Here is a 19,667-nt window from a genome sequence, read left to right as displayed (position 1 = left end):
CGTACCGGGATGCCGCCCCCGCCCGGGCCCTGACCTAGGATTCATCCCCTGATGACTGCCACCCTCGTCGCCAAGAACCTCGCCGCCGGCCACGGCGACCGTTCCCTCTTCTCCGGGCTCGACCTCGTCGTCGCCCCCGGGGACGTCATCGGCCTCGTCGGCGTCAACGGAGCCGGGAAGTCGACCCTGCTCCGGCTGCTCGCGGGCCTCGACACCCCCGAGGACGGAGAACTGCGGCTCTCCCCGCCCACCGCGACCGTCGGCCACCTCCCGCAGGAGCCCGAGCGGCGCGAAGGCGAGACCGTCGGTGCGTTCCTCGCCCGGCGCACCGGCGTCGCCGCCGCCCAGGCGGCCATGGACGAGGCCACCCAGGGCCTCGTGGACGGCACGCCCGGCGCCGACGACGCGTACGCCGTCAGCCTGGAGCGCTGGCTCGACCTCGGCGGCGCCGACCTCGACGAGCGCGCCGAGGAGGTCGCCGACTCCCTCGGCCTCACCGTCGGCCTCGACCAGCCGATGACCTCCCTCTCCGGCGGCCAGGCCGCCCGCGCCGGACTCGCCTCCCTCCTCCTCTCCCGCTACGACGTCTTCCTCCTCGACGAGCCCACCAACGACCTCGACCTCGACGGCCTGGAGCGGCTCGAGACCTTCGTCCGGAGCCTGCGGGCCGGAACGGTCGTCATCAGCCACGACCGCGAGTTCCTCACCCGCACGGTCACCAAGGTCCTCGAACTCGACCTCGCCCAGCAGCAGATCACCCTCTACGGCGGCGGCTACGAGGCCTACCTCGAGGAGCGGGCCACCGCCCGGCGGCACGCCCGCGAGGAATTCGAGGAGTACGCCGACAAGAAGGCCTCCCTCGAATCGCGCGCCCTCATGCAGCGCAACTGGATGGACAAGGGCGTCCGCAACGCCCGCCGCAAGGCGACCGACAACGACAAGATCGGCCGCAAGCTGCGCGGCGAGGCCAGCGAGAAGCAGGCCGCCAAGGCCCGCCAGACCCAGCGCATGATCGAACGCCTCGACGTCGTCGACGAGCCCCGCAAGGAGTGGGAGCTGCGCATGGAGATCGCCGCCGCGCCCCGATCCGGCGCGGTCGTCGCCACCATGCGCGAGGCCGAGGTGCGCCGCGGCGACTTCGCCTTCGGACCCGTCACGCTCCAGATCGACTGGGCCGACCGGGTCGCGATCACCGGCGCCAACGGAGCCGGCAAGTCCACCCTGCTCGCCGCGCTCCTCGGCCGGCTCCCGCTGGACGCGGGCGACGCGGCCCTCGGACCCGGCGTCGTCGTCGGCGAGGTCGACCAGGCACGGGGGCTCTTCCACGGTACGGAGACCCTCCTCGACGCGTTCTGCGCCGCCGTCCCCGAGACCGAGCCGGCCGACGTCCGCACCCTGCTCGCCAAGTTCGGCCTCAAGGCCGACCACGTGATGCGTCCCGCCACGACCCTCTCGCCCGGTGAACGCACCCGCGCCGCGCTCGCCCTCCTCCAGGGCCGCGGAGTGAACCTGCTCGTCCTCGACGAGCCGACCAACCACCTCGACCTGCCGGCCATCGAACAGCTGGAGTCCGCCCTCGACTCGTACGACGGCACCCTCCTGCTCGTCACCCACGACCGCCGGATGCTCGACGCGGTCCGCACCACCCGGCGCGTCGAGGTCGCCGACGGCAAGGTGACCGAGCTCTGATGACCGTCTCCTTCGGGTGGGGGCCGGTCGAGGCACGGGCGCTCGCCGCCGCGACCGGCTGCGTGGTCGTCGTCGACGTCCTCTCCTTCACGACGTCCGTCGGCGTGGCCGTCGAGGGCGGCGCCGCGGTGTACCCGTACCGCTGGCGGGACGCGAGCGCCCTGGCGTACGCGAAGGAGCAGGGCGCCGTGCTCGCCGTGGGCCGGAGCGAGGCCACCGAGACGCACCCGTGGTCGCTGTCCCCGGCCGCCCTGCGCTCCGCGCCCGTGCCCGCGCCGGCTCGCGTGACGGGCGGCGCGCCGGGCCGCCTGGTGCTGCCCTCCCCGAACGGCTCCAGCATCTCCGTCGAGGCCGCGGCCGGCCGGGCGACCGTCGTCGCCGCCTCCCTGCGCAACCGGACCGCCGTCGCCCACTGGCTCGCCGCCCACGGATACGGCTCCGCCGACCGGCCCCTCGCCGTCGTCGCCTCCGGCGAGCGGTGGCCGGACGGCTCCCTGCGCCCCGCCCTGGAGGACCTGCTCGGGGCCGGAGCGGTGCTGGCCGCGCTGCGGGACCTCGCCCCGCACCCCTTCACCCCCGAGGCGACCGCGGCGGCGACGCTGTGGGCGGCCACGGAGGACCCGGTCGCCGCCTTGCACGGCTGCGACTCGGGCCGTGAACTGTACGAGTACGGCTATCCGCAGGACGTGGAGGTGGCCGCCGAGATCGACGCGTCGACCGTGGTACCCGTCCTCGTGGACGGCGCATTCCAGGAGGCACCATGACCGACGACCGCGTGACCCGGCTCATCGAGATGCTGGACGACTTCGACGCCGACCTCGACGAGACGATCGAGGTCGCCGACGAGATCGCCGCGTCCGGCGACCAGGGGGCGCTCCCGCGCCTGGAGGCGGAACTCGACCGGGCGGTCGCCGACCGCAACTCCTACGCCCGCGAGCTGCTCGGCGGCGTCATCGCCGCCCTCGGCGGCACCGACAGGCTCCCGGTCCTCGTCCGCGCCTCCGCCGTCGACCTCGGCGACGACCAGGACGGCCTGGCCGCCGAGATCGTCGACCTGGTCCAGGCCGACCCGAAGACCGCCGAGCGGCTGCTCCGGCCCCTGACGGAGGACGACGACCTGTCGGTGGCGAACCGGGCGGACTGGGCCCTGCGGTTCGTGCCGTAGCCGTCGCGGGGGGCCGGTCACGGGTCCCCGTCGCGTGCCGCGCCGGGGGCCCGGCCCGTTCGTAGAATCGGGGTGGGGACGTCACCGGACGGACAGGACGGCACGTCATGGACCGCGACGAGATGATCCGGGTGTTCGAGACCCACCGGGCCGCCGAGGCCGCCCGGGACTACGACGCCATCCTCGCCACCTTCGTGGCGGACTGCTACCTGGACACCGTGCCGCTGGGCCTGCGCAGCGAGGGCCGCGACGCCGCCCGCGCCGCGTACCAGGGCTATTTCACCGCGTTCCCGGATCTCCGCCCCGACGACCAGGGCCAGGCGTTCGGTGACGACGTCATCGTCGTCTGGGGAGTGCTGCGGGGCACCAGCGGCGGCGACTGGCTCGGCGTACCGCCGAGCGGCCGGGGCTTCGCCGTCCCGTTCACGAACGTCGCCCCCTTCCGGGACGGCCGGATGGCCGGCGAGACCCTGTACTTCGACCTCGCCACGCTCTGCGAGCAGTCCGGCATCGACCTCGCCCGGATCCGCGCCGCCGCGGCGACGAAGCGGGCCTCCCAGGCCGCGCGGGGCGCCGCCGGGGACGTCCTCGCCGGACCGCCCGGTCCCCGCCGGACGGAATGCGGCCGAGACTGACCTCGACGCCCCGCCGAGCGGTCCACCGGGCCCCACACCCTTCCGGCGGCCGCGCGCCGCACGGCCGCCGGAAGGGTGTGGGGGCTCCGGCCCGGAATCCCGAGTGCGGACCGGCCGTACGGCTCGGGCTGTGGCACCTGCCCCTCCGGGGCCGGGCCCGCGTTGCGGTCCGGGCGTCGGCCCGGGGCTCCGCCCAAGCCCCGAGCGGCACCGACCGCTGAGCAGCCGCCCGAGCGGGGCATCGGGCCCCCGTCCTTCCGGCGGCCGCGCGCCGTACGGCCGCCCGCCGCGCCCGCCGGTTGCGATCCGGGCTCGGGGGCTCCGGCCCGGAATCCCGAGCGCGGACCGGCCGTACGGCTCGGGCTGTGGCACCCGCCTCTCCGGGGCCGGACCCGCGTTGCGGTCCGGGCGTCGGCCTCGGGGCTCGGCCCCAGGTCCCGATGTGGCCGGCGGTACAAGCGGCACCGACCGCTGAGCGGCTGCCCGAGCGGGGGATCGGGCCCCCGTCCTTCCGGCGGCCGCGCGCCGTACGGTCGGTCACCGCGCCCGCCCGTTGCGGTCCCGGCCCGGAAACCCGAGCGCGGACCGCCCGTGCGGCTCGGGCTTCGGCACCTGCCCCTCCGGGCCCAGGCCCGCGTTGCGATCCGGGCCCGGCAGCTCCGGCCCGGAAACCCGAGTGCGGACCGGCCGAGGGTTTGGGCACCCGCCCCTCCGGGCCCGGGCCCGGGCCAGGGCTCGCGCCCGGCCGCGAACCCTCGGCCACCGGCCCCGGCCCGGCCGGACGGCCCGGGCCCGGGGTGCGCCCACCGCCCGTGGCCCCGGGCCCGCCTCGCGTCTGCTGCGGCTCAGCGGCCGCGGCGCTTGCCGCCGCCTCCGCCCTCGTTCAGAAGGCCGGCCTTGCGCAGGGCGTCGGCCATCGCGCTGTTCGCCGGAGGCGGGGCGGGCTGGGCACGGTCGCGGTCGCGGCCGCGGTCACGGGTGCGGTCGCCGCCGCCACCGCTGGCGCGGCGCTGCTGGGGCGGGCGGCCACCGCGTTCGCGCCTGGGGGACGGGGACTCCGCCGTCGCCTCGTCGTCGAGCCGCAGCGTCAGCGAGATCCGCTTGCGCGGGATGTCGACGTCGAGGACCTTCACCCGCACCACGTCACCCGGCTTCACCACGTCCCGCGGGTCCTTGACGAAGGTCTTCGACATCGCCGAGACGTGCACGAGACCGTCCTGGTGGACGCCGATGTCGACGAACGCGCCGAACGCGGCCACGTTGGTGACGACACCCTCCAGGACCATCCCGGAGGACAGGTCCGCGATCTTCTCCACGCCCTCCTTGAAGGTGGCCGTCCTGAACGCGGGTCGCGGGTCGCGGCCCGGCTTCTCCAGCTCGCGCAGGATGTCGGTGACCGTCGGCAGACCGAAGGTCTCGTCGACGAAGTCGTCCGCGCGCAGCGAGCGCAGCACCCCCGTGTTGCCGATCAGCGCGGCGACCTCGCCCCCCGTCGACTTCACCATGCGGCGCACCACCGGGTACGCCTCCGGGTGCACCGCCGACGCGTCCAGCGGGTCGTCCCCGCCGCGGATCCGCAGGAAGCCCGCGCACTGCTCGTACGCCTTGGGGCCGAGGCGGGCCACGTCCTTCAGGGCGCGGCGGGAGCGGAAGGGGCCGTTGGCGTCGCGGTGGGCCACGATGTTCTCGGCGAGGCCGGCGCCGATGCCGGAGACACGCGAAAGCAGCGGCGCGGAGGCGGTGTTGACGTCGACGCCGACACCGTTCACACAGTCCTCGACGACCGCGTCGAGGGAGCGCGAGAGCTTCACCTCGGACAGGTCGTGCTGGTACTGGCCGACGCCGATCGACTTCGGGTCGATCTTCACCAGCTCGGCGAGCGGGTCCTGGAGCCGGCGGGCGATGGACACCGCGCCGCGCAACGACACGTCCAGGTCCGGGAGTTCCTGCGAGGCGAAGGCCGAGGCCGAGTAGACCGAGGCGCCCGCCTCGGACACCATGACCTTGGTCAGCTTCAACTCGGGGTGCTTCGCGATGAGTTCACCGGCGAGCTTGTCGGTCTCGCGGGACGCGGTGCCGTTGCCGATGGCGACCAGCTCGACCGCGTGCTCCTTCGCGAGCCGGGCCAGCTTCGCGAGCGACTCGTCCCACTTGTTGGCCGGGACGTGCGGATAGATCGTGTCGGTGGCCACGACCTTGCCGGTCGCGTCCACCACGGCCACCTTCACACCCGTACGGAAACCGGGGTCGAGGCCCAGCGTGGCCCGGGTCCCGGCGGGAGCGGCGAGCAGCAGGTCGCGCAGGTTCGCGGCGAAGACCCGCACGGCCTCGTCCTCGGCGGCCGTCCGCAGCCGCAGCCGCAGGTCGATCCCGAGGTGGACCAGGATCCGGGTCCGCCAGGCCCAGCGGACCGTGTCCTGGAGCCACTTGTCGCCGGGGCGGCCGCGGTCGGCCACGCCGAAGCGGCGGGCGATGAACGGCTCGTACGAGGAAGGGCCCTCGGTGGGCTCCTCGGGCTCCAGCTCCAGGGCGAGGACGTCCTCCTTCTCGCCGCGCAGCATGGCGAGGATCCGGTGCGAGGGCAGCGCGGTGAACGGCTCGGCGAAGTCGAAGTAGTCGGCGAACTTCGCGCCCGCCTCCTCCTTGCCCTCCCGGACCTTCGCCACCAGCCGGCCCCGGCCCCACATGCGTTCGCGCAGCTCGCCGATGAGGTCGGCGTCCTCGGAGAACCGCTCGGTGAGGATGGCCCGCGCGCCCTCCAGGGCCGCCGCCGGGTCCGCGACGCCCTTGTCGGCGTCGACGAACGCGGCCGCCGCGGCGAGCGGTTCCACCGACGGGTCGGCGAGCAGCCCGTCGGCCAGCGGCTCCAGACCGGCCTCGCGGGCGATCTGCGCCTTGGTCCGCCGCTTCGGCTTGAACGGCAGATAGATGTCCTCGAGACGCGCCTTGGTGTCGGCGGCCCGGATCCGCGCCTCCAGCTCGGGCGTCAGCTTGCCCTGTTCGCGTACGGAGTCGAGGACGGCGGTCCGCCGGTCCTCCAGCTCGCGCAGATACCGCAGCCGCTCCTCCAACGTGCGCAGCTGCGCATCGTCGAGCATCTCGGTCGCTTCCTTGCGGTAGCGCGCGATGAACGGCACGGTCGAACCGCCGTCGAGCAGTTCGACGGCCGCCTTCACCTGTCGCTCGCGTACGCCGAGCTCCTCGGCGATCCTTGCCTCGATGGACGTCGTCACGATGTCCCGACCCGCCTTCTCGTGCCTCAAGCTTGCGGAAGCATTCTGCCGGGTCGGTCACCCGTACGCGGCAACCGACCCGCCCCCACGTCCGCTACGCCCTGCCGGTCAGGTCCGCGGGGAACGCTCCCGCGCCGACCGCCGTCACCAGGAAGCCCTTCGCCAGCTCGGTGAGCCGGGCCGTGCCGTCCGCGCCCAGGTGCTCGTACGGGGCGGCGTCCAGTCGGTCCGTCTCGTCCTCCAGGGACTCGCGCAGCGCCGTGCCCGCCTCGGTGAGCGCGCCCTCCGCGTCGAGCAGCCCGCGCCCGCGCAGCCGCTCCACGGCCGCGTCCCAGTCGGCGCGCCGCCAGCCGCGGGTGCCCAGGACCCAGCGCGGGGCCATGCCGCGGCCGGTGGCGGTGTGGCTGGCCAGCGCCTCCACCGGGTCGAGTCCCGCGCTCAGCAGGGCCACCAGATGACCGTCCCCGCGGTGTTCGCGCAGCAGGGTCGTGGCGTGCCACAGCCGCAGGTGCGGGGCGTCCGGGACCGGCAGGTCGGCGTTGCCGGCGTACAGCGGGCGGGCGTGCCGGGTGCAGGCCTCGGCGGCGCGCAGGGCGAGTCCGGCCGCCTCCGCCATCTCGGGGGAGGCGAGGGCCTCCTCGCCGAGCAGCCGGCGCAGCGTGGCGTCCGCGGCCCGCAGCCGGGCGTCGAGGACGGCTGCGGGGGAGGCGGCCTCCCAGACGGCCGGCAGGTGCCGGGCGAGGAAGGCGTGGTTGTAGTTGTAGAAGGTCGCGGCGACCGTTCCGGCGCCTACGGCCCCGAGCGGGGCGCTGCGGGCGGCCAGGCGCGCGGCGCTCCGGTCCGTGACGCCGAGCCGCTGGAACTCGGTGTCCAGGTCGGGCGAGAAGAACAGCGTCGCGTGCAGCAGGTTCACCGGGTGGGCGCAGCGGCGGCCCGCGCGGGGCGGCAGGTTCGTCATGGAGCCGCACCTTACCTACTGGTCGGTACGGCGGGAATGCCGGGGCCGCGCCGGACCACCGGCCCGCTCGGCGATGGCAGGAAAGGTGGGGGCCTCGTCATTGCGGCCATGCGCGCCGCCGCGAAGGATGAGGGCATGACGCAGCGACCCGTCCTCGTCGTGCTCTTCGACGACGTGCAGAGCCTCGATGTCACCGGCCCCGTGGAGGTCTTCGCCGGTGCCGCCCGCCTCGCCGGGCGACGGGCCGGCTACCCGATCCGGACCGCCTCCCTCGACGGCGGGCCGGTCCGCTCGTCCAGCGGGCTGCGGCTGCTGCCCGACACCACGCTCGCGGACGCCGTGGCCGACGGGCCCCCGCACACCCTGCTCGTCCCCGGCGGCGAGGGGACCCGCGCGCCCGCCCCCGCACTCGTCGACTGGCTGCGCACGCACGCCCCGGCGGCGGAGCGGCTGGTGTCGGTGTGCACCGGGGCGCTGCTGCTCGCGGAGGCCGGGCTGCTCGACGGCCACCGCGCCACCACGCACTGGATCGCCTGCGACCACCTCGCCCGCTGCTACCCGGAGGTCGACGTCGACCCCGACCCGATCTTCGTACGGGACGGCCGGCTGTCCACCTCCGCCGGGGTGACCGCGGGCATCGACCTCGCGCTCGCCCTGGTCGAGGAGGACCTGGGCCGCGACGCCGCCCTCACCGTCGCCCGCCACCTGGTCGTCTTCCTGCGCAGGCCCGGAAACCAGGCCCAGTTCAGCGCCCAGCTGGCCGCGCAGACCGCCCGTAGGGAGCCGCTGCGGGACCTCCAGCACTGGATCGCCGAGCACCCCGAGGCGGACCTGTCGGTCGAGGCCCTCGCCGCCCGGGCCCGGCTCTCGCCCCGCCACTTCGCGCGTGCCTTCCACGCCGAGACCGGTACGACGCCGGGCCGCTTCGTCGACCGCGTACGCCTCGAACACGCCCGCAGGCTCCTGGAGGAGTCCGTCCAGGGCGTCCAGGAGGTCGCCCGTGCCTCCGGATACGGCACCCCGGAGGCGATGCGCCGCGCCTTCGTCAAGGCGTTCGGCACCGCACCGGCGGACTACCGCCGCCGCTTCCACGCCCCCGTCACCCCGGCCCCGTGACCCGGGCCCCGCCACCATCGCCGCCCCGGGCACCCGAATCCCCGTCATCCGACCAGGAAGGACCACCGACGTGCAGATCGCCGTCCTGCTCTACGACCGCCTCACCACGCTCGACGCCATCGGGCCCTACGAGCTCCTCGGGCGCCTGCCCGGCGCCGAGGTCGTCTTCGTCGCCAAGGAGCCCGGCCCCGTCATGGGCGACCAGGGCAACCTCGCCCTCGTCGCCGAGAAGGCGCTCGGGGACGTGCCGCGGCCCGACATCGTCCTGGTCCCCGGCGGGCCGGGCTCGCGCGACGCCATGCACGACCCGGAGATCCTCGCCTGGCTGCGCGCCGCCGACGCCGCCAGCACCTGGACCACCTCGGTGTGCACCGGCTCCCTCGTCCTCGGCGGGGCGGGGCTGCTGAAGGGCCGCCGCGCCACCAGCCACTGGCTGGCGCTGGACGACCTCGTCCCGCTGGGCGCCGAACCGACCGGCGAGCGCGTCGTCCTCGACGGCAAGTACGTCACGGCCGCCGGGGTCTCCTCCGGCATCGACATGGCCCTGCACCTGATCGGCCGCATCGCCGGCGACGAGACCGCGCAGACCATCCAGCTGCTCACCGAGTACGACCCGCAGCCGCCCTACGACGCCGGCTCGCCCGAGAAGGCCCCGGCCGCGATCGTCGCCCACTGGCGCGGCAAGGCGGAGAAGGTCCTCGTCCAGGAGCCGTAGCCGGTCCCGTCAGCGCCCGTAGGTGAAGCGTGCCGCGCGGCGTTCGAGGAAGGCGGCGACACCCTCCGCGGTGTCGCCGCTGCCGCGCGCCTGCTCGGCCCAGTGCGCGTCCCGGTCGGTGCGCCCGTCGGCGAACTCCTTGGCCGCGGCCTGGGTGAGCAGGGAGCGGGAGACGAGGGTACGGGTGAACTCGGCGACCCGCTTGTCGAGTTCGCCCACCGGGTGCACCTCGTCCACGAGTCCGGTCCGCAGCGCGCGTGCGGTGTCGATGAACTCGCCGGAGAAGAGCAGGTACTTGGCGGCCGACGGGCCGACCAGGGCGGCGAGGCGCCGGGTGGAGGAGGCGGGATAGACGATGCCGAGCTTCGCCGGGGTCACCCCGAAGCGGGCGCCCTCCTCGGCGAAGCGCAGGTCGCACGCGGCGGCGAGCTGGCTGCCTCCGCCGACGCAGTAGCCGCGGATCGCGGCGAGGGTCGGCTTGGGGAAGGCGGCGAGCGCCTCCTCGGCGCGGACCGCGAGGGCCTGCTGCTCGTCGCCCGGCTCGCGCAGCGTCGAGATGTCGGCCCCGGCGCAGAAGGTCTCGCCCGCGCCGGTGAGCACGAGGGCGCGCACCGCAGGGTCGGCGGCGAGCGGGGCGAGCAGTCCGGGCAGGGACCGCCACATGCCCGCGGTCATGGCGTTGTGCTTGGCGGGGTTGGCGATGACGACGGTGGCGACCTCGTCGACGACGCTGACGGTCAGCTGCGGCTCCATGCGCCGGATGCTATCCGGGCCCCCGCTACGTACGATCAAGAAGGGGGTGCGAGGAGGAGACGCCCATGGCCCGCAAGGACACGCCCCCGCAGGACAGGACGGACGGCCCCCCGGACGGCCCGCGGGACGGCGAGCTCAGGGACGAGCTGGCCCGTGAGGGGAGGAAGCTCAGCCGCAGCTTCGGCTGGCTGGCCGCCCTCGGCGTCCTGCTCGTGCTCGCCGGCGTGGTCGGACTGATCTACACCGGTGTCGCCACCCTGACCTCGATGCTGCTCTTCGGCTGGCTGCTGCTGATCGGCGGGGTCGTCGGCCTGCTGCACGCCATCGAGTCGCGCGGCAGCAACTACTTCTGGCTCGCGGTGGTGGTCGCCGCGCTGAACATCGCGGCCGGCCTGGTCGTCATCCGGCACCCGGAGGGCTCCGCCGAGGCGCTGACCATGTTCGCGGCCCTGCTCTTCCTGACCGGCGGGGTGTTCCGTCTGGTCGGCAGCGTGGTGGTGCGCGGCCCGCAGTTCGGCTGGACGCTGCTGCAGGGCGCCTTCGGGCTGCTGCTGGGCCTGCTGGTGCTCTTCGACTGGCCGGACAGCAGCCGGTACGTCCTCGGGACGTTCTTCTCGCTCGCGCTGCTCTTCGACGGTCTCGGTCTGATCGCGATGGGAATCGGGGGTCGCCGTATCGTCAGTATGGTCACACCGGACGCCCGTCCTCCGAAGTCGTCAGCAGGAGATCAGGAGTAGTCGAACAACTGACGTTGGCATACTCACCCGATCAGAAGTCGATCGATAGGTGTCGATTTCTGGTCAGTTTCCCGAGCCGGACCCGCGGATTCCCAAGACTCGACCTGTGGCGACAATCGAGCACGAGGGCGGGAGCCGGACTATGGAGAGCCGCGGGAGCGTCCCCGCCCGGCCACCGTCCTACGAAGGGGTCTGGCGGTTCACCGCTCCCGCGGTCGACGTCTCCGTGCCGCAGGCCCGGCACGCCGTCCGCGACCTTCTCATCAGGCAGAGCGTCCCGGTCCACGACGACACCGTCCAGGGACTGCTCCTCATCGTCTCCGAGCTGGTCACCAACGCGGTCAAGCACGCCGCGCTGCTCTCCCCGGAGATAGCGGTGGAGGTGGCGATCGGGGCGGAATGGGTCCGGGTGTCCGTCGAGGACAACCACCCCTACCGCCCCAAGGCCCTGGAAGCGGACTGGGGCCAGACCGGCGGGCGCGGACTGCTGCTCGTCCGGGAGATCGCGCTGGAGTCCGGCGGCGCCTGCGACGTCGAGCACACCGCGAGCGGCGGCAAGATCATCTGGGCGGCGCTGCCCCTGAACCCGTTCGTACCGGGCGGGGCGCCGACCGGACCGGTGCTGCCGAGCGTGGTGCCAGGACCACTGCCCGGCACCGCACCGGGACTCCCCGAGTTCACCAGCCCCCGGACTGACCCGTCAGCTCCTTGATCGCCGGGCGCGCCGCGTCGAGCACCGTCATGAACCAGGCGGAGAACGGCGCGGTCGCGTGGCGCTCGGCGAGCTCGGCCGCGGTCACGAAGGCGGTCTCCTCGACCTCCTCCGGGTCGGGCCGCACTCCCGACTGCACCAGGCCGACGAAGAGGTGGTTGAACTCCTGCTCCACCAGGCCCGAGGCCGGGTCCGGGTGGTTGTAGCGGACCGTCCCCGCCTCCGCGAGCAGCGACGGCGAGACGCCCAGCTCCTCGAAGGTGCGCCGGGCGGCCGCCGCGAACGGCGCCTCGCCCGGGTAGGGGTGGCCGCAGCAGGTGTTCGACCAGACGCCGGGGGAGTGGTACTTGCCCAGGGCGCGCCGCTGGAGCAGCAGCCGCCCCGCCTCGTCGAAGAGGAAGACCGAGAAGGCCCGGTGCAGCTGCCCCGGCGCCTGATGGGCGGCGAGCTTCTCCGCCGTACCGATCGTGACGCCGTCCTCGTCGACCAGTTCGAGCAAGATCGGCGCCTCGGCCGCGACCGGCAGGCTGCCGTTCGAGGAGCTGTGGGCCACGGTGGCTGGTGTGGTCGGCATACCCATCCTTCGCTTCGGTCCTCGCCCTGAGGGGCCACCTCAGTCTGCCGTACAAAACCGGCTTGTCCGTACTTCGGCGGCCGGACATGGCCGCTCCCACCGCACCGGAGTACATCCGGCGCGGCGGGAGCACCGGAGCGTCAGACCCCGAAAGCCGCCGGATACGAGAGGGTGCCCCGGGCGACGGCCCCGGAACCGCCGAGATCGAGCGCCATCATCGCCTCGTCCGGAACCTCGAAGGCTGGCTTGATCCCATACGCGGACGCACGTACGAACCCGAACCGTGGGTAGTACTCCGGGTGGCCCAGCACGAGCACGAGCCGCTCCCCGCGCAGCCGCGCCGCGTCGAGCACCGCCCGCACGACGGCCTGCCCGGCGCCCGTGCGCTGGTACGCCGGAGCCACCGCGACGGGCGCGAGCGCCGCCGCGGGGACGCCGTCCACATGGCAGCGGGTGATCAGCGCGTACGCCGCCACCGTGCCGTCCGGGGCCTCCGCCACGTACGAGAGCCCCGGCAGCCAGGCATCCGGGTCCTCGCGCAGGGCGTCGACCAGACCCGCCTCCGCCGGGGTCGGGAAGGCCGACGTGTTGATCTCCCGTACGCGGGGGACGTCGGCCGCCGTCTCCGCCCGGGTCCGCCAGCGCGGGTCGGCGGGGCGCAGCACATAGCCGGTGTAGCCGTAGTCGCCGCCGTGCTCGCGGCGCAGCTCCAGCTCCTCCCGGGTCGCGGCCAGCGCCCCGGCCATGCCGGGTGCCGTCGGATCGGCGGCCGCGGCCCGCTGGGAGAGCGGACCGTAGTACTCGTCCCAGTCGCTCTCGGGCTGCGGGACGACGCCGTGGACGTGATAGCCGGCGGCGACCGCCGCGGCCGTGTTCCCGGCGGTGGTACGGAGCGGGTAGTGCCGCTCCCAGAAGGCGCGGGCCACCGGCCCGGGCTCGTCGGTGGTCCACTCGCACTCGGTGACCACCAGCGTGCCGTGCGGGGCGAGCAGCCGGCGCCACTCGGCCAGCGCCCGGTCGAAGCCGATCGCGTAGGCCGAGCTCTCGGCCCAGACCAGGTCGAAGGAGCCGTCGGGCAGGTCCTCCAGCGCGCCCATGTCGGCGCGCAGGGTGCGGATCCGCCTGTCGAGGCCACGGGCGGCGGCGGCCTCCCGCAGTTCGGCCAGGAACGGCTCGTGCAGGTCGACCGCGGTCACCTCCGCGCCCGCCTCGGCGGCGAGCAGCAGGGCGGAGCGGCCGGGACCGCAGCCGAGGTCGAGCACGCGCGGACGCGCGGGCAGCGGCCCGGCCAGGGCGAGCAGCCGGCGGGTGGTGGTGTCGGAGCCGGGGCCCTGCCGCGGAAGGCCGTGGTGCAGGGCGAAGAAGGCGTCGTGAAGCGCCTGGGTGGTGAGGTCGTTGTCGGACAACGTGGGAAACCCTTGGGTGTGAGGGGTCCCGGCCGACGGAAGAGTCAGGTCAGCCGGAGACCCGGAAGCTGAGGGACGACCGGGCGCCGCCGCTGCGGGCGGCCTCCATCGCGACGGTCATCGACCTCAGCTCCTCTCCACTCCGTGCTCACGTCTCCGTGCCGTGACGAACCGCACCAGGCTAACAGTGACGGCCCCCCGTCACAGGCAGAGCTTGGCCTCGTGCTCCGCGTGGCCGGCCGGCTCCAGCTGGAAGGTGCAGTGCTCCACGTCGAAGTGCGAGCCCAGGCAGCCCTGGAGGTCGTGCAGCATCTTCTCGTGACCCGCCGCGTCCAGCGCGTCCTGGGTCACCACCACGTGCGCGGACAGCACCGGCATCCCCGAGGTGATCGTCCAGGCGTGCAGGTCGTGCACGTCCTCGACGCCCGGCAGGGCCAGGATGTGCGACCGCACCTCGGCCATGTCGACGCCCTTGGGGGCGGACTCCAGGAGCACGTCCAGCGTCTCCCGCAGCAGCTTCACCGTGCGCGGCACGATCATCAGGCCGATCACGATCGAGGCGATCGGGTCCGCGTACTGCCAGCCGGTGAGCAGGATGACGCCCGCGGCGACGATCACCGTCACCGAGCCCAGCGCGTCGGCGAGGACCTCCAGATAGGCGCCGCGCACGTTCAGGCTCTCCTTCTGGCCGCGCATGAGCAGCGAGAGGGAGACGATGTTGGCGACCAGACCGACCACGGCGAAGGCGATGGCGAGCCCGCCGCGGGTCTCGGCCGGCTCGATGAACCGCTGGATCGCCTCGAACAGCACATAGCCGCCGACGCCGAGCAGCAGCAGACAGTTCGCGAGCGCCGCGAGTATCTCGGCGCGCGCGTAGCCGAAGGTGCGGTTGCCGGCCGGCGGCCGGTTGGCGAAGTGGATGGCGAGCAGTGCCATCGCGAGGCCGACGGCGTCGGTCGCCATGTGGGCCGCGTCGGCGATCAGGGCGAGCGAGTCGGCGAGGATGCCGCCGACGATCTCGATCACCATCACGGAGAGCGTGATGCCGAGTGCGATCCGGAGTCGGTTCCGGTACGCCAGCGCCGCGGTGCCGCTCGGCGGAGGTCCGCCGTGGCTGTGCCCGTGGTCGTGTCCAGCCCCCATGACAAGGCCTCCCGATGGTGTCGACGACGTGCTCGGTGGTGTCTGCGATGCGCAAGTGAACTACGGGTAGGGGGTATCCGCAACACGGCACTGAACACCGTTGTCATATGCTCTGACCTGCGATGATGCCCTTCGGTCAGGGTGTGGCCGAAACCCTGCGCCCGGAGGGCTCCCGGTACGGTTTGGAGGCCGGGCCGCCGATCGCCCATGATGATCTCCACGAGACCTGGCGCACCCGTGCGGACGCGAGGCGGCCCGGGGGAGGCCGTGCCGCGAAACCTCGGTGAACTCGCGCTTCCGTCATCCGATAGCCTCAGCCGACGTGCCGCCGCCCGGTGCCGGGCCGCATCGCCGCGCCCGGGGCCGTGCCGTGGGCCCCGCCGGCCCGTCCGCCAGCTCCAAGGAGTGAGTTCGCCCTGTCGACCGCCATCCTCACCGGTCCGCCGGTACCCGGATCGTCGCTCGACGCCGATCTGCGGTCCCTCGGCTTCCACGTCGAGGTCGCCTCCGGCCCCCGCGAGACCGGCGCCCTGCTCGCGGGCGTGCCCTCCGGACAGCGCGTCGCCCTCGTGGACCCCCGCTTCGTCGGCCACCTCCACGCCCTGCGGCTCGCCCTCACCGACCCCCGCTTCCCGGCCGCCGCCGCGCCCGGCGTGCTCACCGCGCAGCCCGAGGCCCGACCGGCCCTGGCCCGCGCGCTCGACACGGCCGCCACCGCCGCGCCCGTGGCCGGAAACCACGCGGCGGCCGCCGACCACGGCGTGGCCGAGCACCCCGGCCCGCTCGCGGAGCCCCTCCCCGACTCCCTCGCCGCCGCGCTCGACGCCGACGGCGTCGCCGTCCACCGGCCGCAGCTCGGCACCCTCGTCGCCGCCGTCCCCGACGACCCCGAAGGCCGCCACCGGGCGCGCGCCGCCGTCGAGGCCGTCGACGAGGAGGCCGTACGGCTGCGCTCCGCCGTCAAGGCCCACGACGGCTTCTTCACCACCTTCTTCATCAGCCCGTACTCGCGCTACATCGCCCGCTGGTGCGCGCGCCGCGGACTCACCCCCAACCAGGTCACCACCGCCTCGCTGCTCACCGCGCTGATCGCGGCCGGCTGCGCCGCCACCGGCGACCGCGGCGGCTATGTCGCGGCCGGCGTGCTGCTCCTGGTCTCCTTCGTCCTCGACTGCACCGACGGGCAGCTCGCCCGCTACTCCCTGCAGTACTCCACGATGGGCGCCTGGCTCGACGCCACCTTCGACCGGGCCAAGGAGTACTCCTTCTACGCCGGGCTCGCCCTCGGCGCCGCCCGCGACGGCGACGACGTCTGGTTCCTCGCGCTGGGCGCGATGATCCTCATGACCTGCCGGCATGTCGTGGACTTCTCCTTCAACGAGGCGAACGCCCAGAGCGCGGGCACCACCGCCAAGACCAGCCTCGCCCTGTCCAACCGGCTCGACAACGTCGGCTGGACCGTCTGGGCACGCCGCATGATCATCCTTCCGATCGGCGAACGCTGGGCGATGATCGCCGTCCTCACCGCCGTCACCAGTCCCCGGATCGTCTTCTGGGCGCTCATCGTCGGCTGTGCCTTCGGCGCCTGCTACACCACCGCCGGCCGCCTGCTCCGCTCGCTCTCGCGCAAGGCGCCCCGTACGGACGGCGCGGCGCGGGCGCTGGCGGACCTCGCGGACACGGGCCCGCTCGCCGAGGCCGTCGCCCGCCTCACCGCCCGCCCCCGTCCCCGCGCGGGAATCCTCGCTCCGCTGCTCGCCGCGCTCGGCGCGGCGGCCCTGCTGGTCACCGCCGCACTCACCGGCCCCGGCTGGGCCGTCGTGGGCGCCGCCGTCGCCTACGCCCTGCTCTCCGGCCTCGCCGTCGCCGCGCCCCTCAAGGGCGCCCTCGACTGGCTCGTCCCGCCCGTCTTCCGCGCCGCCGAGTACGCCACGATCCTCATCCTCGCGGCCAAGGCCGACTCCGCGCAGGCACTGCCCGCCGCATTCGGGCTGGTCGCGGCGGTCGCCTACCATCACTACGACACGGTGTACCGCATCCGCGGCAACGCCGGCGCGCCGCCGGCCTGGCTGGTGCGCACCATCGGCGGCCACGAGGGACGCACGCTCGTGGTGGCCGTACTCGCCGCTCTGACGGCGAACCGCGGCAATGACTTCACCTCGGCGCTCGCCGCTCTCGCGGCCGCCGTGGGCCTCGTGGTGCTCGTGGAGTCCGTCCGCTTCTGGGTCTCCTCCGGAGCACCCGCCGTACATGACGAAGGAGAGACAGCATGATTGGCCTCGTACTGGCAGCCGGTGCCGGACGGCGTCTGCGCCCCTACACCGACACGCTCCCGAAGGCCCTCGTGCCCGTGGACCCGGCGGGTGACGGTTCTCTCACCGTGCTCGACCTCACGCTGAAGAACTTCGCCGAGGTCGGTCTCACCGAGGCCGCGATCGTCGTCGGCTACCGCAAGGAGGCCGTGTACGCGCGGAAGGAGGCCCTGGAGGCGAAGTACGGGATCTCCCTGACGCTCATCGACAACGACAAGGCCGAGGAGTGGAACAACGCCTACTCCCTGTGGTGCGCGCGTGAGGTCCTCAAGCGCGGTGTGATCCTCGCCAACGGCGACACCGTCCACCCGGTCTCCGTCGAGAAGACCCTGCTCGCCGCCCGCGGCAACGGCCAGAAGATCATCCTCGCCCTCGACACGGTGAAGAACCTCGCCGACGAGGAGATGAAGGTCGTCACCGCCGAGGGCAAGGGCGTCCAGAAGATCACCAAGCTGATGGACCCGGCCGACGCGACCGGTGAGTACATCGGCGTCACCCTCATCGAGGCCGAGGCCGCCGAGGAGCTCGCCGACGCCCTGAAGACCACCTTCGAGCGCGACCCCGACCTCTACTACGAGGACGGCTACCAGGAGCTCGTCAACCGCGGCTTCACCGTCGACGTCGCGCCCATCGGCGACGTGAAGTGGGTGGAGATCGACAACCACGACGACCTGGCGAAGGGCCGTGACATCGCGTGCCAGTACTGACCCGGCTCATTCCGTCGCCGGTCGTCGTCGACATCCGCGGAGGAGCGCTGGACGACCTGTCCGCGCTCCTCGCGGACCAGCGGATCTCCAGCAACGGGCGGATCGCCGTCGCCATCAGCGGCGGCTCCGGCCTGAAGTTGCGTGACCGCTTCGCGGCCGAGCTCCCGGACGCCGACTGGTATCCGGTCGCCGGCGGCACCATCGACGAGGCCGTCAAGCTCGCCGACGCCATGCGCGGCAAGCGCTACGACGCGGTCGTCGCGCTCGGCGGCGGCAAGATCATCGACGTGACCAAGTACGCGGCGGCCCGAGTCGGCCTGCCGCTCGTCGCCATCGCCACCAACCTGTCGCACGACGGGATCTGCTCGCCGATCTCCACCCTGGACAACGACAACGGCCGCGGGTCCTACGGTGTGCCGACCCCGATCGCGCTGGTCATCGACCTCGACGTGATCCGGGACGCGCCGATCCGCTTCGTCCGCTCCGGCATCGGCGACGCCGTCTCCAACCTCTCCGCGATCGCCGACTGGGAGCTCTCCCACCGCGAGACCGGCGAGAAGGTCGACGGCCTGGCCGCCGCCATGGCCCGCAGCGCGGGCGAGGCGGTGCTCCGCCACCCCGGCGGCGTCGGCGACGACGACTTCCTCGTCACCCTCTCCGAGGGTCTGGTGATGTCCGGCATCGCCATGTCGATCAGCGGCGACAGCCGCCCCTCCTCGGGCGCCTGCCACGAGATCAGCCACGCCTTCGACCTGCTCTACCCCACCCGGGCGGCCAGCCACGGCGAGCAGTGCGGCCTCGGCGCCGCCTTCGCCATGCACCTGCGCGGGGCCCGCGAGGAGTCCGCGCAGATCGTGGAGACCCTGCGCCGGCACGGCCTGCCCGTGCTGCCGGAGGAGATGGGCTTCACCGTCGACGAGTTCGTGCGGGCGGTGGAGTTCGCCCCGCAGACCCGGCCCGGCCGCTTCACCATCCTCGAGCACCTCGACCTGTCCGCCGACGAGATCAGGGACGCATACGCCGACTATGCAAAAGCCATCGGTAGCTGAGCTCCGCCCGGTCGTCCACCCGCCGGGTGTGAAGGACCGGCGGAGCGGCGAACACTGGGGCGGCCGCCTGTACATGCGGGAGGTCTCACTGCGGATCACCCGTCACCTGGTGAACACCAAGGTCACGCCGAACCAGCTCACGTACGTGATGACCCTCGCCGGTGTCCTCGCCGCCCCCGCGCTGCTGATCCCCGGGATCCCCGGGGCGCTGCTCGGCGTGCTCATGGTCCAGCTCTACCTGCTGCTCGACTGCGTCGACGGCGAGGTGGCCCGCTGGAAGCAGCAGTTCTCGCTCGGCGGCGTCTACCTGGACCGGGTCGGCGCGTACCTCTGCGACGCGGCCGTGCTCGTCGGCTTCGGCCTGCGCGCCGCCGACCTGTGGGGATCGGGCCGGATCGACTGGCTGTGGGCCTTCCTCGGCACCCTCGCCGCGCTCGGCGCCATCCTGATCAAGGCCGAGACCGACCTCGTCGGCGTCGCCCGCCACCAGGGCGGTCTGCCGCCGGTCAAGGAGGCCGCGTCCGAGCCGCGCTCCTCCGGCATGGCGCTGGCCCGCCGGGCCGCCGCCGCGCTCAAGTTCCACCGCCTGATCCTGGGGATCGAGGCCTCCCTGCTGATCCTGGCCCTCGCCGTCGGCGACCAGATCCGGGGCGACCTGTTCCTCTCCCGGCTCGGCGTCGCCGTCCTGGCCGGCATCGCGCTGCTGCAGACCGTGCTGCACCTGGTGTCGATCCTCGCCTCCAGCAGGCTGAAGTGAGGGCGC

17 protein-coding genes and 1 pseudogene are annotated in these 19,667 nt (G+C 73.7%); 12 read left to right on the top strand and 6 right to left on the bottom strand.

Features of this window, described 5'->3' with window-relative positions:
- Positions 1 to 51: 51 nt before the first annotated feature.
- From ACFY7C_RS05090 to ACFY7C_RS05075, 4 genes are all read left to right on the top strand, one after another.
- Positions 52 to 1,689, top strand: coding sequence for an ABC-F family ATP-binding cassette domain-containing protein (locus tag ACFY7C_RS05090; protein ID WP_389643895.1), 1,638 nt, complete (start codon positions 52 to 54; stop codon positions 1,687 to 1,689).
- Positions 1,689 to 2,453, top strand: coding sequence for a 2-phosphosulfolactate phosphatase (locus ACFY7C_RS05085; RefSeq protein WP_389643892.1), 765 nt, complete (start codon positions 1,689 to 1,691; stop codon positions 2,451 to 2,453). Before ACFY7C_RS05090 ends, ACFY7C_RS05085 begins: the two co-directional genes overlap by 1 nt.
- Positions 2,450 to 2,854, top strand: a complete 405-nt coding sequence (locus ACFY7C_RS05080; protein WP_389643890.1) for a hypothetical protein — start codon at positions 2,450 to 2,452, stop codon at positions 2,852 to 2,854. The genes ACFY7C_RS05085 and ACFY7C_RS05080 overlap by 4 nt, the downstream gene beginning before the upstream one ends.
- 107 nt (positions 2,855 to 2,961) lie before the next feature.
- Positions 2,962 to 3,489 (top strand): ester cyclase, encoded by a 528-nt coding sequence (locus ACFY7C_RS05075; RefSeq protein WP_389643887.1) that lies wholly within the window; start codon positions 2,962 to 2,964, stop codon positions 3,487 to 3,489.
- 845 nt (positions 3,490 to 4,334) lie between these two features.
- Here ACFY7C_RS05075 and ACFY7C_RS05070 read toward each other — a convergent pair.
- Positions 4,335 to 6,722, bottom strand: coding sequence for a Tex family protein (locus ACFY7C_RS05070; RefSeq protein WP_389643884.1), 2,388 nt, complete (start codon positions 6,720 to 6,722; stop codon positions 4,335 to 4,337).
- Positions 6,723 to 6,816: 94 nt separating this feature from the next.
- On the bottom strand, positions 6,817 to 7,680 hold the full coding sequence (locus ACFY7C_RS05065) for a hypothetical protein (protein ID WP_389643881.1): 864 nt from the start codon (positions 7,678 to 7,680) through the stop codon (positions 6,817 to 6,819).
- Positions 7,681 to 7,815: 135 nt separating this feature from the next.
- Between ACFY7C_RS05065 and ACFY7C_RS05060 the strand changes: the two genes are divergently transcribed.
- Positions 7,816 to 8,796, top strand: a complete 981-nt coding sequence (locus ACFY7C_RS05060; RefSeq protein WP_389643878.1) for a GlxA family transcriptional regulator — start codon at positions 7,816 to 7,818, stop codon at positions 8,794 to 8,796.
- A gap of 70 nt (positions 8,797 to 8,866) precedes the next feature.
- A complete protein-coding gene (locus ACFY7C_RS05055) occupies positions 8,867 to 9,511 on the top strand; it encodes a DJ-1/PfpI family protein (protein ID WP_389643875.1) in 645 nt (214 codons plus the stop codon).
- 9 nt (positions 9,512 to 9,520) lie between these two features.
- Here the strand turns inward: ACFY7C_RS05055 and ACFY7C_RS05050 are convergent, their stop codons facing one another.
- On the bottom strand, positions 9,521 to 10,264 hold the full coding sequence (locus ACFY7C_RS05050) for an enoyl-CoA hydratase/isomerase family protein (RefSeq protein WP_389643873.1): 744 nt from the start codon (positions 10,262 to 10,264) through the stop codon (positions 9,521 to 9,523).
- A gap of 65 nt (positions 10,265 to 10,329) precedes the next feature.
- Here ACFY7C_RS05050 and ACFY7C_RS05045 point away from each other — a divergent pair, with 65 nt between their 5' ends.
- Together ACFY7C_RS05045 and ACFY7C_RS05040 are read left to right on the top strand one after the other, a co-directional pair.
- Entirely contained in the window at positions 10,330 to 11,001 is a 672-nt protein-coding gene (locus ACFY7C_RS05045; protein ID WP_389643870.1) for an HdeD family acid-resistance protein, read from the top strand.
- Positions 11,002 to 11,143: 142 nt separating this feature from the next.
- Positions 11,144 to 11,590 (top strand): annotated as a pseudogene (locus ACFY7C_RS05040) (ATP-binding protein); the annotation flags it as partial.
- Positions 11,591 to 11,678: 88 nt separating this feature from the next.
- Here the strand turns inward: ACFY7C_RS05040 and idi are convergent.
- The 3 genes from idi to ACFY7C_RS05025 all read right to left on the bottom strand — a co-directional run bounded on the left by idi (position 11,679) and on the right by ACFY7C_RS05025 (position 14,836).
- Positions 11,679 to 12,287, bottom strand: coding sequence for an isopentenyl-diphosphate Delta-isomerase (gene idi / locus ACFY7C_RS05035; RefSeq protein ID WP_389643868.1), 609 nt, complete (start codon positions 12,285 to 12,287; stop codon positions 11,679 to 11,681).
- Positions 12,288 to 12,427: 140 nt separating this feature from the next.
- Complete coding sequence (locus ACFY7C_RS05030; RefSeq protein WP_389643865.1) at positions 12,428 to 13,693, bottom strand: GNAT family N-acetyltransferase; 1,266 nt, start codon at positions 13,691 to 13,693, stop codon at positions 12,428 to 12,430.
- Positions 13,694 to 13,894: 201 nt separating this feature from the next.
- Positions 13,895 to 14,836, bottom strand: coding sequence for a cation diffusion facilitator family transporter (locus tag ACFY7C_RS05025; protein WP_389643862.1), 942 nt, complete (start codon positions 14,834 to 14,836; stop codon positions 13,895 to 13,897).
- A 416-nt stretch (positions 14,837 to 15,252) separates the two neighbouring features.
- Between ACFY7C_RS05025 and ACFY7C_RS05020 the strand changes: the two genes are divergently transcribed.
- Genes ACFY7C_RS05020 through ACFY7C_RS05005 form a run of 4 tightly spaced genes read left to right on the top strand, consistent with a single transcriptional unit; the run spans position 15,253 to position 19,661 of the window.
- Positions 15,253 to 17,109 (top strand): DUF5941 domain-containing protein, encoded by a 1,857-nt coding sequence (locus ACFY7C_RS05020; protein WP_389645970.1) that lies wholly within the window; start codon positions 15,253 to 15,255, stop codon positions 17,107 to 17,109.
- Positions 17,106 to 17,855, top strand: a complete 750-nt coding sequence (locus ACFY7C_RS05015) for a sugar phosphate nucleotidyltransferase (protein WP_389643859.1) — start codon at positions 17,106 to 17,108, stop codon at positions 17,853 to 17,855. Before ACFY7C_RS05020 ends, ACFY7C_RS05015 begins: the two co-directional genes overlap by 4 nt.
- Entirely contained in the window at positions 17,843 to 18,904 is a 1,062-nt protein-coding gene (locus ACFY7C_RS05010; protein ID WP_389643856.1) for an iron-containing alcohol dehydrogenase family protein, read from the top strand. The genes ACFY7C_RS05015 and ACFY7C_RS05010 overlap by 13 nt, the downstream gene beginning before the upstream one ends.
- On the top strand, positions 18,882 to 19,661 hold the full coding sequence (locus ACFY7C_RS05005; protein WP_389643853.1) for a CDP-alcohol phosphatidyltransferase family protein: 780 nt from the start codon (positions 18,882 to 18,884) through the stop codon (positions 19,659 to 19,661). Before ACFY7C_RS05010 ends, ACFY7C_RS05005 begins: the two co-directional genes overlap by 23 nt.
- Positions 19,662 to 19,667 lie beyond the last annotated feature (6 nt).

The organism is Streptomyces sp. NPDC012769, assembly GCF_042901205.1.
In the GTDB taxonomy this organism is placed as follows: Bacteria; Actinomycetota; Actinomycetes; order Streptomycetales; family Streptomycetaceae; genus Streptomyces.
This window is presented reverse-complemented; position numbering and strand designations above follow the sequence as displayed.

Excerpts from the sequence above, each read along its gene's own strand:
- ACFY7C_RS05065 (WP_389643881.1), bottom strand. The coding sequence starts at position 7,680 with ATGACGAACCTGCCGCCCCGCGCGGGCCGCCGCTGCGCCCACCCGGTG.
- ACFY7C_RS05050 (WP_389643873.1), bottom strand. The coding sequence starts at position 10,264 with ATGGAGCCGCAGCTGACCGTCAGCGTCGTCGACGAGGTCGCCACCGTC.
- ACFY7C_RS05080 (WP_389643890.1), top strand. The coding sequence starts at position 2,450 with ATGACCGACGACCGCGTGACCCGGCTCATCGAGATGCTGGACGACTTC.
- ACFY7C_RS05085 (WP_389643892.1), top strand. The coding sequence starts at position 1,689 with ATGACCGTCTCCTTCGGGTGGGGGCCGGTCGAGGCACGGGCGCTCGCC.
- ACFY7C_RS05045 (WP_389643870.1), top strand. The coding sequence starts at position 10,330 with ATGGCCCGCAAGGACACGCCCCCGCAGGACAGGACGGACGGCCCCCCG.
- ACFY7C_RS05075 (WP_389643887.1), top strand. The coding sequence starts at position 2,962 with ATGGACCGCGACGAGATGATCCGGGTGTTCGAGACCCACCGGGCCGCC.
- ACFY7C_RS05005 (WP_389643853.1), top strand. The coding sequence starts at position 18,882 with ATGCAAAAGCCATCGGTAGCTGAGCTCCGCCCGGTCGTCCACCCGCCG.
- ACFY7C_RS05060 (WP_389643878.1), top strand. The coding sequence starts at position 7,816 with ATGACGCAGCGACCCGTCCTCGTCGTGCTCTTCGACGACGTGCAGAGC.
- ACFY7C_RS05090 (WP_389643895.1), top strand. The coding sequence starts at position 52 with ATGACTGCCACCCTCGTCGCCAAGAACCTCGCCGCCGGCCACGGCGAC.
- ACFY7C_RS05025 (WP_389643862.1), bottom strand. The coding sequence starts at position 14,836 with ATGGGGGCTGGACACGACCACGGGCACAGCCACGGCGGACCTCCGCCG.
- idi (WP_389643868.1), bottom strand. The coding sequence starts at position 12,287 with ATGCCGACCACACCAGCCACCGTGGCCCACAGCTCCTCGAACGGCAGC.
- ACFY7C_RS05015 (WP_389643859.1), top strand. The coding sequence starts at position 17,106 with ATGATTGGCCTCGTACTGGCAGCCGGTGCCGGACGGCGTCTGCGCCCC.